We start from the raw sequence: 13,120 nt of genomic DNA on the forward strand, positions 1-13,120 counted from the left end.
TTCGACAATCACAGAATCCAGAAATTAGAAATCACGAACGAACCGAAAACGGTCATCGCTTCCGTCGCTGCGGCGACTCCCGTGGTCGGTGCGGACGATGCGGTCACGCTGACGGTTAAGGATGAGCTGGGGAACACGGATACGACGTTTAACGGGGCGCACGATGTGACGATTTCCGGTCATACGGCGGCCCCCGACGGTTCTTACGGCAGCTTTAACGGGACGGATTTGACAACAGGGCCGAACACGATCGGCGTTACGTTCGCGAATGGCATCGCGACAGCGAACCTGAGGTTGAACAAGGCCGCTGCGCAAACAATCGGTTTTAGCGTGGCGGGCGTGGCGACGCCGGCAGCGAATCCGGTGAGCATCGCGCCAGAAGCGGGAAGCGCGGCTGCGATGGAGCTGACCACGGACATTGCGGCTCCGGCCGGCAACGGAGGCGCGTTTGCGCAGCAGCCGGTCGTGGCGATTGTCGATGCTTTCGGCAACGTGAGCACGAGCGACAGCGGCACGGTCGTGACGGTGTCGAAAAAGGATGCGGGCTCGTGGACGCTGACGGGAACGGTAACGGCGACGGCGAACTCGGGGGTTGTCGCATTTACAGGTCTTGGCGCAACGAACGCAGCCGAGGTGACGGGGGCGCAGCTCTCCTTCGATGCGACGGGATTGCCGCAGATGACGAGCCGTACGGTGACGCTCCCCTGGCCTGGAGCCGTTGCGCCGAGTCTGGAAGCTGTTACGGCAGGAGACGGCCGCGTGCGCCTGGCTTGGCGTGCAGGGTATGGGGCGGTTAGCTACGCCGTTTATCAGGGGACGGTTCCCGGCATTTATGGGGAGGCGGTAGCTAATGTGACCGGACTCGCATATGACGCCACTGAATTAACCAATGGGACAACGTATTATTTTGTCGTAAAAGCCGTTAATCCTTCCGGAATCAGCGCAGCTTCCAATGAATTGAGCGCAACGCCGCGAACGGCATCCGGCAGCACCAATCCATCGACGCCAACGTCAACGTCCGAGAAGCCTGCTACGACACCCGATTCGCCTGCTAATCCACAGCCTGCGGCAGATGTATTCAACAGCAGCATGGTGGATGAAGCCGATTTGGTAAAGACGATTGAATCCAAAATCGCGGAAGCGAAGGAAGCGAACGCAACGGCTGATTTTGCCGACATTCAAGGGCACTGGGCGGAAAAGACGATTGCTATTTTCTATAAAATGCAAGTCATTAAAGGCTACGAGGATGGGACGCTCAGGCCGAATAGCAACGTCACGCGCGCAGCGTTCGCAGTGATTCTGGATCGCGTGTTCGGCATCCAAGGCGGCAGCAATACGCGTGTGAGCTTGAAGGATATCGGTCATGGCTGGGCGAAAGAAGCGATTGAGCGTCTTGTCGCGGCAGGCGTAATCAATGGCTATGAAGATGGTTCGTTCAGGCCGGACAACGCGATTACACGTCAAGAAATGGTCATGATGCTGTCTCGCATCGTAAACCTGGATAACGTGGCGAAAGATACAGCCAAGGGCAGCTTCAAGGATTTGAATGGCGCTTATGCAGCTGGCGAGATCAAAGCGGAAGCGCAAGCAGGCATCGTCAGCGGCAAAAGGGGGAGGGAACGTTCGATCCCTGGAGCAGTGCAACGCGCGCAGAGGCGCTGCAAATCATCTTGAATGCGCTGGAGCTTAATCCGCGATTGAAGACGTTGCTTCATTCAATTAAATAGTGCAACGAAAAGAGATCGCCGCATTAACGGTGGTCTCTTTTCGTTTTTATAAGAATTGCTTAGACTGAGGGAGACAAGTTTCGGCATAAAGAGTCGTTTTTCGACATTTAGCAAAAATCCATCCTCGTTTTTAGCATTTCTGCATTCCCGAGAGAGGAAAGATCGTGAATAATAGATTGTTATCGACGCGAGGGGAGAAGACAAGGTGAAAATGCGACTCACGTTTGCGTGGAAAGTTTTTATTTTGTATTCTTTGTTCTTCTCGACGCTTATCCTCGGAATCGTGCTGACCGTTTATTTTTATATCAGTCATTCGTTGACGAACAGCAAGACGGCCGAGATGGAGCAGACCGTCAAGGCGATCTCCGCGCAAACGGACGCGCTGCTCGACCGGATGAACAATCTGTCCCAATTGTTCCTCTTCAGCAACGACGTGCAGGATATGCTGCTCGACACATTGCCCTATCAGAACAGCGACAGCAACTATTTCGATCTGAACCTGCCGGAGCGCATGCAGTTCAAGGATACGATGCTGTCGATCATCGGCATTCGGGACATCCCGCGAAGGGTCGCCGTTTACAACGGAAAGCATACGTTCGTGAACTATTCCATAACGCCCCGGACGGACGGCATGTGGATAGCGGATCTTCGAACGTTGCCCTGGATCGAGCAGCTCAATGAAAAAGGCGGCAACGAGCTGTTTTTGCCCCCGCATGCGGATCTATGGTCTACGGAGCGGGAGCCCGTCAGCGTCATCTCGTTCGTGCGCAGACTGCTCTATCTGAAGGGCGGGACGACAATCGGCTTTCTGGAAATTCAACAGCCCTCCTCCCTGCTGGACGGCATCGTCAAGAAGTCTTTGCCCGAGGGGTCTCGCTTGACGATCCGGGATGGCGAGGGCCGCATCGTCTACCCCTACTCGAAGCCAGACGAGAACGATCGGCCGCACGCCTCCAAAAAGGATGGAATACCGTTACGTATCTCCGGCGACCCAATGGACGTTCGTCCATTCGATCTCCGGCGCCGATCTCATGAAGCCGGTCAAGCGCGTCCAGCAGATCATCGTATCCGCGGGCGTACTCCTATTTTTGTTTACGTTAATCGTCATTTATTTGATTACGAATTCGTTAACGGCGCCGATCCGAACGTTAAGGAAGTCGCTGGCGTCCGTTTCCCTTCAATCGCCGTCGCTCGAATTGAACGTTCAAGGCTCCCAGAACGAAATCATCTTGTTGAATCGCGCGTTCAATAAGACGGTACTGAAAATGCGCGACTCGATCGATCAAATGCTCGAAGCGAGGTCCAGGGAACTGGAGGCTCACTTTGAAGCGCTGCAATCGCAGATGGATCCTCACTTCCTGTTCAATTCGCTCATGGCGATCAGCTCCGTCGCCCGGGAAGCGGACGCGCCCGTCGTCGTCGAGATGTGCGATTGTCTCTCCCGGATGCTGCGCTATACGGCCTCGCACAAGCAGTCCTCCGTCGATATCGCCGACGAATGGGGGCATGCGGTTAACTACATCCGCATGATGAAGCTTCGCTACGAGGACTTCATCGAAGCGAAGTTCGATTTGGACGACAGCTTGGCCGGCATTCGCGTACCCAAGCTGATTTTGCAGCCGCTCGTTGAAAACGCTTTTTCGCACGGATTCGCGAATGCGACCCCGCCGTATTGCGTCGCCATAACGGGAACGCGTACGGAGCGGACATGGGCGCTTGAAATCAAGGACAACGGAGGCGGATTTTCCCCGTCCGCCCTTCGGCGGATCGAGGAGCAATTCCGGAAGCACGATACCAACCTGTCGAACCACGACTTCAGCAACCAGCTCGAGATCGGCGGCATGACGGTCAGCAACGTCTATATCCGATTAAAAATGCTGTACGGGCAAGATGCCGTATTCGAGATCTCGAACAACAGTCAGGGAGCGACAGTAAAGATCGGCGGCACCATCGTACGTACAGAAGGCAAGGAGCGTGGAGCTGATGTATAAAATCGTCGTCGTGGAAGATGAACCGCTGCTGCTTCGCAGCATCGTCAGGAGCATCCGGGACGCCCATAGCGGCTTCCGGATCGCGGGCGAGGCCATGAACGGAACGGCGGCGCTCGAAGTGATCGCGCAGTCGAATCCGGATGTCGTCTTCACGGACATTCGCATGCCGAAAATGGACGGGCTAAGCCTGATCGAGGCGCTCAGGGCTCGCGGGAATGCAGCGAAGATCGTGCTGCTTAGCGGATATCAGGACTTTGAATATGCCAAGCGCGCCCTTCGGCATCAAGTGGAGGATTATTTGCTGAAGCCGTTATCCGATGCGTCCTTGAAGCAGCTTCTGGAAAAGATGCACGGCGATTTGAACCGCGTCCGCGAAGAGGAGCGCCGCGCTATGCTCGAATCGCTCGTCGAGAGCGACGTCCACGACCAGCTCCCGCAAGCGAAGCTGCAGGCGGCGTTCGCGCCGTATGCATCTTACGGCATGCTGCTGATCTGCCCGGGCTCCGTATGCACGTTCAGCTGCGACTGGTTCACGCCCGCCAAAGATTATTGGCTGCGGACGGATCTGGACCGGATCGTCGGCGAATCGATCGGAGACGGCGAAGACTACTGGATATACCCGTTTAACCACGGGAACGAAAAGCTGGTCGTCCTGGCTTCTCGCCAGGCGCTCGAATCGTACGCGACTTCGTATGCCGCGATATACGAACGGCTGCTGGACGGGAACTTTCCCGTGACCGTTACGGCCAGCCGGGCGATGGAGGCCTTGTCGGACCTGCCGTTTTTGCTGCAGATGGCGAAGATCGTCCTCAAGAAGCGCGTCGTGTTCGGCAAGTCCGGACTTATCCTGCCGGATTCGGATACGGAAGCGGAAGCGCTTCGCCGATCCGAAGCTTCGGGGCAGAACCTGCACCTGGACGCCAAGACGGAGAGCAGGCTCGGCTTTTTCCTGGACAATCGCAAGAAGGAGCCCTACTTGCAGGAGGTTTACCGTCTTTTGAACGTTTACCGGGAGAACGACGCCCCGCAGCTGCTGCTTGAAAATCTGCTCAAACGGCTTGCCGGTCAAGCGCAGGCGGCGAGCGCCGTCGTCCCCGAAAGCCGCAGAATCGATCTGGATCTGGAGATCGACGAGCTGATCAGCAACGCCGTCTCCTACAAGGCCGTGAAGGAGGGGCTGACCTTCCTTCTTGAAGAGATGTTCAAGGCTTGGGGCGGAGGGGCCTCCGAGGGAAGCCGCGCGCTTACGCTCGCCGATCAGGCGGACCGCTATATCCGGGAGCGCTTCGCCGAACGGCTGTCCGTCCAGTCGATCGCGGATCATTTCGGCGTGGTGGCGCCTTATCTGGGCAGTCTTTACAAGAAGCAGAAGGGCATGACGCCGCTGGAGCGAATCATTCAGCTCCGAATCGGCAAGGCCAAGGAGCTGCTGGCGATCAAGCCGCCCATTCCCTTGAAGGATATCGCCGACGCGGTAGGGTACGACGACCCGTATTATTTGAGCAGGCTTTTCAAATCGGTGACCGGCGCAAGTCCTTCAGAGTACAGAGAGACGCATACCAAAGGCGATCGGGCCGCCTTCGAATAATCCATCCTTCCGATTAGCATTCGTCCATTTTGACGCCGATCCGTTCGCCCTATACTGATGAAGCAACGACAAATACGGCTAGGGGGGAACAGAAATTGAAGAAATGGATCAAGCGCACCGCCGCCATCGGCACGCTTTGCTTGTCGCTTTTGCCCGTCCTTTCCGCTTGCGGCAACGGGAACGACGGAAACCATTCGTCGAGCCCGTCGGCCCTGGACACGGCGACCGCGACGGCCTCGGGGACGGCCGCGGCCGAATCGCCCTCCGACAACCAAAAGCCCGTTACGCTGACTTTCGCGACGTTTAACACCTGGTGGAATTATGACAACCTGAAAACGGCGATCAAGATGTACGAAGAAGAGACCGGCAACAAGATCGAGCCGCAAATTTATCCGGACGACCAGTTCATGAACATTCTCAAAGCGAAGCTGGCGACCAGCGACGTGCCCGACGTGTTCGCCTTCAATACGTCGATCAGCGACTTCGGCCCCGGTCAGATCGCGCCTCTGACCGGTCCCTGGGTCGAACGCGTCGACAAATCCTCCGGTCCAAGAACCGGCGTGATGATCGCCGGCGACGACAACGTCTATGCGGCGCCATTCGGCAGCGCGGACTTCCAGGGCATGATGTACAACAAAAAAAGTGCTCGAGCAAGCGGGCGTGAAGCTTCCCCCTCAAAACGTACGGAGAATTCGTCGCGGCGCTCGAGGCGGTCAAGAAGCTGGGCATCACGCCGCTCTACCTTCCGAACAAAGACGGCTGGACGGCGCAAATTCTCGTATATATCGGCTCCCAATACGTACCGATCAAGGAGGCGTCTTTCGCCGAAGGCGTCTACACGAACAAGCTCCAGCTTCAAGATTCGCCGGCGCTCGTGGATATGTTCAAGCGCGTGCTGGACTTCAAGACCAAAGGGTACATGAACGACGATATGCTGTCGGCGACGATGGCGATGGCGGAGCAAGCGCTTGCGGAAGGCAAGACTGCGTTCGTGGCGGGCGGCAACTGGCTGTATACGGACTTCCAGAGCAACTATCCCGACCAGGCTGCGGATATCTCGATGACCGGCGTCAATTGGGGCGACGATCCCGCCGACTTCAACGTCATGAAGACGGGCGCAGGCGCTTCCCTGTACATTCCGGCCCAATCGCGGCAAAAAGAAGCGGCGGAGGACTTCGTTAATTTTGTCCTGAGCGAGAGAGTCATGAAAGCGATGTACGAGGTGCGGCCCGGCGCGAACGTGCTTGGCTACGAGACGAAAGCGAATCCTTGGGATACCGAAATGCAGTCTTTGCTCACAAGCGGCGTTGCGCACGACAACGAAATGTTCGTATCCGCGATCGCCAACTTCAAAGTCGGCACCGGCTTCAATGCGGGTGACATCGGGGCCGCGGCCCAGGCGCTCTTCGCGGGGAAAGATCCGGTCAAGGCGCTCGCGGATATGCAGAGCGGCCTGGCTAAAGCGAACAAGGCGAAAGGGATACCGGGTTTTTAAATCAAGGTCAGAAAGCATGCCCTGAACGATCGGCTTCAGGGCATGTCACATCGAGAGGTGTTCGAGGGATGGGGCTTAGAGGGAACCGCAGGTTCTACACTGCCGCGTTTTTGCTGCCGGGGATGCTTGTCTACTTCGTTTTCTTTATTTTACCGAATTTGCTCAATCTTGTTTTCGGATTTACGGATTGGTCCATCTATCATCTCACGGAGATACGGTTTAACGGGCTGGACAATTTCAAGATGATGCTGGACGAAACGATATTGGTCGATTCCATATGGCACACGTTCTACTTTACGATCGTGACCGTCGTGGCGGGCAACGTGCTCGGATTTTTGCTGGGCGTCGTCATGAACGCAAAATTGAAGCTTCAAAATTTCTACAGAAGCGCCTTTTTTTATTCCCACGACGCTCAGCTTCGTCGTCGTCGCGCCGATTTTTAATGCTTTGTACAACCCGCAGTACGGTCCGATTAACGTATTTCTCCGCAATATCGGCCTTGGGGGCTTGGCGCGGGATTGGCTGAACGATGCCGCTTTCGCCATGAACAGCGTCATCGTCATGTCGATCTGGAGCGGCATAGGCGTGACGATTTTGCTCTATTTGGCAGGCTTGCAGTCGGTTCCGTCCGATTATTACGAGGCCGCCGAATTGGACGGATGCAGCGCCTTCCAGAAGCTTCGGCATATTTCCGTCCCGTTGATCATGCCTTCGATTACGGTCAATTTGATCTTGGGCTTGATCGGGGGCTTAAAGGTATTCGGGCAGGTGTTCGCGTTGACGAACGGCGGTCCTAACGACGCCACGCAGGTATTCGGGACATTGATCTATAAAAACTTTGCCATGGGACTGTTCGGATACTCTTCCGCGATCAGTCTGTTGTTCACCATCCTCGTCTGCGCGATCAGCTTCGTGCTGTTGTCCTTGCTCCGACGGACGGAGGTGGAGTACTGATGCGCGTCGCCGGCGCTTATCGCTATGCGGCCGAGGCGGTCATGCTGCTGTTTTCGCTCGTATTCGTCATTCCGGTGTGGATGGTCGTTGTCAATTCCATCAAATCGCAAAAGGAAGCGGCATTTTTCGGCATCGGTTGGCCGTCGCGCTTTTCCTTCGAAAATTACGCGACCGTCTTTAAGGAAGCGAACATCGCCGATGCCTTTCTGAACGGCCTGTTCTATTGCGCCGTCATTATCGTATTTTCCGTGCTGTTCAGCTCGATGGGCGCTTTCGCGATCGCGCGGATGCAGACGCGCTTGACCGAATTCAGCTATTACCTCTTCCTGTCGGGGATCATTCTTCCCGGCGCGATTATTCCTACCTATTTTATGCTGCAAAAGATGGGACTCGTCGGCACGTATTATTCCGTGATCGTCGTCCTGCTCTCCCAAACGATGCCGATCGGCGTTTTCCTGTACACGGGATTCATGAAAACCGTGCCTCGCGAAATGGACGAGGCGGCCATTATCGACGGGGCAGGCAAGCTTCGGATGTTTTTCTCCGTCATTTTTCCGCTGCTGACGCCCGTTACGATGTCGCTCGTGATTTTTAATTTCATGGGCGTTTGGAACGACGTCGTCACGCAAATCTATTTTGTCGATGCGAGCAAGTGGACGATGCCGATGATGGTCTACCGTTTTCAAGGCATGTATATCTCCAAGTGGAATTTGATCTTCGCGGACCTGGTGCTGACTTCGATCCCGGTGATTCTCATTTATTTGTTCGGGCAGAGATACATGGTGTCCGGCATCACGCAAGGCGCCGTAAAAGCTTGACGGAAGGGATGGGAATACGATGAATCCGCTGCTGCCTCCGGGCACGTTCGTACCCGACGCGGAAGCCCGAGCGTGGTCGGACGGGCGTCTCTATTTATACGGTTCGCTGGATATCGAGGGCAATACCGCCTACTGCAGCTGCGAATACAAGGTGTTCTCCTCCGGCGATCTGAAGCAATGGACGGACCACGGCGTAAGCTTTCGTTCGCGTGGAGAGGCCTCGGGCGTGCCCTGGTCGGAGATGCCTTTGTACGCGCCGGACTGCATCTGCGTGGACGGCAAGTACTATCTTTACTTTTGCCAGGCGGACAACGGCGAGGGGGTGGCGGTCGGCGACGCTCCGCAAGGCCCGTTCGCCGACGCCGTTCCGGTGCAAGGCGCACACGGAGACGCGATCGACCCCGCGGTCTTTTTTGGACGACGATGGCCAGGTTTATTACTATTGGGGCCAATTCCACGCGCGGGGCGCGCGAATGCGGGCCGATCTGGCTTCGCTCGACGCAGCCTCCGTGCGCAGCCATCTGCTGAACGAAGCGGAGCACGGCTTTCATGAAGGCGCCTCCGTGCGCAAGCGCAACGGCATTTATTATTTGGTCTATACGGACACCTCGCGGGGCAAGGCGACCTGTTTGTCCTATGCGACAAGCGCGTCTCCGCTCGGCCCTTTTACGAAGGGCGGCGTCATCGTCGACAACGACGGGTGCGATCCGCATACCTGGAATAACCATGGCTCGATCGCCGAATGGGACGGACGGTGGTACGTCTTTTACCATCGCTCTTCCCGCGGGAGCCCGTACAGTCGCCGCGTATGCGTCGAACCGATCCATTTCAACGCGGACGGATCCATTCCCGAAGTCGAGATGACGACGCAGGGCGCCTTTGGACCGATATCGGCATTCGAACGCATGGATGCCTACAGAGCCTGCTTGCTGGCCGGGAATGCGCGAACGCAATCGTCCGAACTTCCGGTTGCGGTCGAGGGGCCGCCTGCCGAGTTTTTGTCCATGATCGAGGACGGAGCCTGGGCGGCTTATAAATATTTGGATTTCGGACATGGGGCAGTCTCCTTCGAGGTGCAGGCGGCCAGCATGACCGAGGGCGGCGACATCGAAGTCCGATTGGACCGGTTCGACGGGCCGCTGATCGGCAAGTGCAGCGTATCCCGTACGGGCGGCTGGCAGCGCTGGCGGACGTTCGCTTGCGAGGTTAGCGCCGAGGGCGGCGTTCATGCGCTCTATCTGGTCTTCCGCGGGGGGCCCGGGCAGATTGTTCAACGTGAGCGGCTTTCGATTTCACGTGGGGGGAGGGAACGCGTTGAATCACGCATGGCAAGCGGAATTCCGCGATCCGGGCGTCGCCTTCCGAGGCAAAACGTTCTGGTCGTGGAACGGAAAGCTGGAGAAGGACGAGCTGCTTCGTCAATTGTCTGTCATCAAGGAGATGGGCTTCGGCGGATTTTTCATGCATTCCCGGACCGGGCTGCAAACGGAATATTTAAGCGAAGAATGGTTCTCGCTCATTAACGCTTGCGCGGACGAAGCGGAAAAAATGGGGCTGGAAGCTTGGTTGTACGACGAAGACCGGTGGCCGAGCGGTACGGCGGGCGGCATGGTCACGTCCAATCCGGCTTACGGCATGAAGTTTTTGCATTTGCGCGTTCATGAAGCGGCCGATTACGTCCCCGATCCCGACGCAGTCGCGAGCTTTTGCTGCGAGCTGGACGGTCTGGACTACAAGAACGCCGCCGTCTGGCGCGCGGATTCGCCGCCCGGCGCATGCGCGGGGAAGCAAATCCTCGAATTCGTCGTCCGGCCCATGAACGCATCCAGCTTTTATAACGGCTACACGTACTTGGATACGATGGATCGGGAAGCCGTGAACGCCTTCATCCGGATGACGCACGAGAAGTACAAGTCCGAATGCGGTCCCCGGTTAGGCACGTCGATCAAAGGCATATTCACGGACGAACCGCACCGCGGCCCGTTGATGGAAGGGTTCTCGATCGACATGGACCGTCCCGAGTGGAACGTGCCGTGGACGCCGCTGCTGTTCGACCGGTTCCGCGAGCGCTTCGGCTACGATCTGCTGCCGCGCCTGCCGGCTCTTTTCCTTCGTCGCGAGGGGGAGACGGTGTCGCAGGTCAAGTGGCATTACGTGGAGATGCTCCAGACGCTGTTTATGGAAAATTACATCCAGCCGATTCAGAAGTGGTGTACGGCGAATCGGCTGCTGCTCACCGGACACTATCTTCACGAGGACAGCCTCTCGGCGCAGACGGCGATGGCCGGATCGCTGATGCGGTTTTACGAGCTGGTGGATTATCCCGGCGTCGACGTGCTGACGGAAGGCAATCAAAATTACTGGATCGTGAAGCAGCTGTCTTCGGCCGCGAGGCAGACCGGGAAGAAGTGGCTGCTCTCCGAGCTGTACGGGTGTACCGGCTGGCAATTCAGCTTCGAAAACCATAAGTCCGTCGGCGATTGGCAAGCGCTGTTCGGCATTAATCTGAGATGCCATCATCTTTCCTGGTACACGATGGAAGGCGAATCGAAACGCGATTACCCGGCCAGCATTTTTTATCAATCGGCCTGGTGGAGAGACTATAAGTTCGTGGAAGATTACTTCGCGCGGTTCGGCGCGGCGATGAGCGCGGGGCGTCCGGCGTGCGATATCGTTGTCTTGAATCCGGTGGAGAGCGTATGGGCGCAGGTGTATCCGGGGTGGTCGAGCTGGCTGCGGACGGCTTCGCCCGATATTCAGCGCATCGAACGAACCTATCGCGACATGTTCCATTGGCTTGCGGGAGCGCAGCTTGATTTTGACTACGCGGACGAAGAGATGCTCGGCCGGCTTCACAGTCTGGGCGAAGAACCATGCGGGACGCCCTGTTTGCGGATCGGAGAGGCGCGCTACCGGATCGTCGTCGTCGCGGGGATGACGACGATGCGCGCTTCGACGGCCCGCGTGCTGGAGTCGTTCATTCAGGCAGGCGGCATCGTCGTCGTCGCCGGAGCGCGCCCCGCTTATATCGACGCTGTGCCATCGAAGGCGCATCGTCTGGCCGGAGCCGTCGAGGTGCCGCTTGCGGGCGATGCCGTCGTCGCCGCATGCCAAGCGTCTTCCTCGTTCGTCATCGCCGTGACGGACGAACGTACGGGCGCGGCGATTTCCGATCTGTTCGCGCAGCTTCGCATCGTCGAAGACGGCTATCTCCTCATGCTGCTGAACGTGAACCGGGCAAGCGGCTTTTCGGACGTCAGGGTGACGCTCCCCTTCGCAGGGCGGCTTGAGGAATGGAACTGCTCGACGGGAAGCCGGTCGCTAGTCGCTTGCGAGACGGCCGGCGAGGGCATCTCCTTCCGGACGTCGTTCACCCCGTCGCAGGAGCATCTGTTCCGCATCGAGACCGGGACGATGCAGGCGAAGGCGCCCGACACAATCGTTCCGACGAAGCGGGACGCCGAATGGGTGACGGTAAATGGACCGTTCGCTTATCGGCTGACCGAGCCTAACGTCTGCGTGCTCGACAGCGTCGTCTATCGGATGGATGGAGACGCGCCGTCCGCGCGCATGGACGTGCTGCGAGCGGATATCGAGCTTCGGGACCGGTTCGGCCTGGATCGGCGCGGAGGCGAGATGATTCAGCCCTGGTTCGCCGCAAAATCCGAGTTCGAGCCGCTCGGCACGCTTGAACTGACGTATGCCTTCGAGCTTGAGATGGGTAGCGAAGGCGGAATCGAGCTGGCCATCGAGCATCCGGAGATGTTTCGCGTCTCGGTGAACGGTCAGGAGCTGGCGCTGGTCGGCGATGACGGCGATGACGGCTGGTGGGTCGATCCTTGCTTCCGCAAATTCCCGATTCGGCCAAGCCTGCTCGCGATCGGCCCGAACCGAATCGCGCTGACGGTCGATTTCCATGAAGGCGTCAACCTGGAGGCGATCTACCTGCTCGGATCGTTCGGCGTCAAGCTTGAGCAGGAGCGCCCTGTCCTGACCGCGCTGCCGGAACGGCTCGCCGCGGGCGATGTCGCAAGCCAGGGTCTGCCGTTCTACGGCGCCGGCATCGTCTACGAGATTCCGGTTCCCGCGCGGGCGGATCGCGCGCCGTCCGTCCCGCTGCGCATCTCGCTGCCGGCGTTCGGCGGCGCCTTTGCCCGCGTCCGAAGCGTGGACGGGACGCAGCAAACCATGATGGCGTGGCAGCCGTACGAAGCGGACATTGAAGCCATCGCCGGGGATGCCGGCGCGATCGAACTGGAAACGATGCTGACCCGCCGCAATACGTTCGGACCTTTGCACATGGTTCCGGTTCTCGCTCCCGCCTACGCGCCGTTCAGTTTCGTGACGGAGGGGGAAGCTTTTTCGAGCGGCTACGCCTTGCTTCCTTCGGGACTGCTCCAGCCTCCGGCGATTCAAGTGATATCGCCGGCCTGACACCGGCAGCCGCGTTGGCTCCCCATTCATCGGGAATCGGGGAGCCAACGTTCATGCATAGATGTAAGCGGTAACAAAAAACGGGATTGCATTCGATTCAGGAGAGGATGTTG

Annotated in this window: 11 protein-coding genes and 2 pseudogenes; 12 read left to right on the top strand and 1 reads right to left on the bottom strand. The window is 57.8% G+C overall.

Annotation, left to right across the window (positions count from 1 at the left end; all coding sequences use genetic code 11):
- Positions 1–203 precede the first annotated feature (203 nt).
- Complete coding sequence (locus OMP40_RS34585) at positions 204–413, bottom strand: hypothetical protein (protein ID WP_277538294.1); 210 nt, start codon at positions 411–413, stop codon at positions 204–206.
- Between OMP40_RS34585 and OMP40_RS34590 the strand changes: the two genes are divergently transcribed.
- From OMP40_RS34590 to OMP40_RS34645, 12 genes and pseudogenes are all read left to right on the top strand, one after another.
- The gene (locus OMP40_RS34590; protein ID WP_277538295.1) at positions 400–1,674 is read left to right on the top strand and encodes an S-layer homology domain-containing protein; all 1,275 of its coding nucleotides are present in this window, start codon (positions 400–402) and stop codon (positions 1,672–1,674) included. The two genes, OMP40_RS34585 and OMP40_RS34590, sit on opposite strands and share 14 nt — an antisense overlap.
- A 258-nt stretch (positions 1,675–1,932) precedes the next feature.
- The gene (locus OMP40_RS34595) at positions 1,933–2,979 is read left to right on the top strand and encodes a cache domain-containing protein (protein ID WP_277538296.1); all 1,047 of its coding nucleotides are present in this window, start codon (positions 1,933–1,935) and stop codon (positions 2,977–2,979) included.
- A 13-nt stretch (positions 2,980–2,992) separates the two neighbouring features.
- Positions 2,993–3,718, top strand: coding sequence for a sensor histidine kinase (locus OMP40_RS34600; RefSeq protein ID WP_277538297.1), 726 nt, complete (start codon positions 2,993–2,995; stop codon positions 3,716–3,718).
- On the top strand, positions 3,711–5,306 hold the full coding sequence (locus OMP40_RS34605; RefSeq protein ID WP_277539697.1) for a response regulator transcription factor: 1,596 nt from the start codon (positions 3,711–3,713) through the stop codon (positions 5,304–5,306). Before OMP40_RS34600 ends, OMP40_RS34605 begins: the two co-directional genes overlap by 8 nt.
- A 347-nt stretch (positions 5,307–5,653) precedes the next feature.
- Positions 5,654–5,938 (top strand): annotated as a pseudogene (locus tag OMP40_RS34610) (extracellular solute-binding protein); the annotation flags it as partial.
- A gap of 95 nt (positions 5,939–6,033) precedes the next feature.
- Positions 6,034–6,801, top strand: a complete 768-nt coding sequence (locus tag OMP40_RS34615; RefSeq protein ID WP_277539698.1) for an extracellular solute-binding protein — start codon at positions 6,034–6,036, stop codon at positions 6,799–6,801.
- 68 nt (positions 6,802–6,869) lie between these two features.
- Entirely contained in the window at positions 6,870–7,244 is a 375-nt protein-coding gene (locus tag OMP40_RS34620) for a carbohydrate ABC transporter permease (RefSeq protein ID WP_277538298.1), read from the top strand.
- A gap of 4 nt (positions 7,245–7,248) precedes the next feature.
- The gene (locus OMP40_RS34625) at positions 7,249–7,755 is read left to right on the top strand and encodes a carbohydrate ABC transporter permease (protein ID WP_277538299.1); all 507 of its coding nucleotides are present in this window, start codon (positions 7,249–7,251) and stop codon (positions 7,753–7,755) included.
- Positions 7,755–8,573: a carbohydrate ABC transporter permease gene (locus OMP40_RS34630; protein WP_277538300.1), complete on the top strand. Its 819-nt coding sequence runs from the start codon at positions 7,755–7,757 to the stop codon at positions 8,571–8,573. Before OMP40_RS34625 ends, OMP40_RS34630 begins: the two co-directional genes overlap by 1 nt.
- 19 nt (positions 8,574–8,592) lie before the next feature.
- A complete protein-coding gene (locus OMP40_RS34635; RefSeq protein WP_277538301.1) occupies positions 8,593–9,126 on the top strand; it encodes a family 43 glycosylhydrolase in 534 nt (177 codons plus the stop codon).
- A pseudogene (locus OMP40_RS34640) lies at positions 9,035–9,832 on the top strand (carbohydrate-binding protein); the annotation flags it as partial. The gene OMP40_RS34635 and the pseudogene OMP40_RS34640, both read left to right, overlap by 92 nt.
- Before the next feature lie 55 nt (positions 9,833–9,887).
- Positions 9,888–13,007, top strand: coding sequence for a glycosyl hydrolase (locus OMP40_RS34645; RefSeq protein WP_277538302.1), 3,120 nt, complete (start codon positions 9,888–9,890; stop codon positions 13,005–13,007).
- The last annotated feature ends 113 nt before the right edge of the window (positions 13,008–13,120 follow it).

The sequence above is a fragment of the Cohnella rhizosphaerae genome (genome assembly GCF_029525575.1).
In the GTDB taxonomy this organism is placed as follows: domain Bacteria; phylum Bacillota; class Bacilli; order Paenibacillales; family Paenibacillaceae; genus Cohnella; species Cohnella rhizosphaerae.

Excerpts from the sequence above, each read along its gene's own strand:
- OMP40_RS34620 (WP_277538298.1), top strand. The coding sequence starts at position 6,870 with ATGGGGCTTAGAGGGAACCGCAGGTTCTACACTGCCGCGTTTTTGCTG.
- OMP40_RS34635 (WP_277538301.1), top strand. The coding sequence starts at position 8,593 with ATGAATCCGCTGCTGCCTCCGGGCACGTTCGTACCCGACGCGGAAGCC.
- OMP40_RS34630 (WP_277538300.1), top strand. The coding sequence starts at position 7,755 with ATGCGCGTCGCCGGCGCTTATCGCTATGCGGCCGAGGCGGTCATGCTG.
- OMP40_RS34590 (WP_277538295.1), top strand. The coding sequence starts at position 400 with ATGGAGCTGACCACGGACATTGCGGCTCCGGCCGGCAACGGAGGCGCG.
- OMP40_RS34600 (WP_277538297.1), top strand. The coding sequence starts at position 2,993 with ATGCGCGACTCGATCGATCAAATGCTCGAAGCGAGGTCCAGGGAACTG.
- OMP40_RS34605 (WP_277539697.1), top strand. The coding sequence starts at position 3,711 with ATGTATAAAATCGTCGTCGTGGAAGATGAACCGCTGCTGCTTCGCAGC.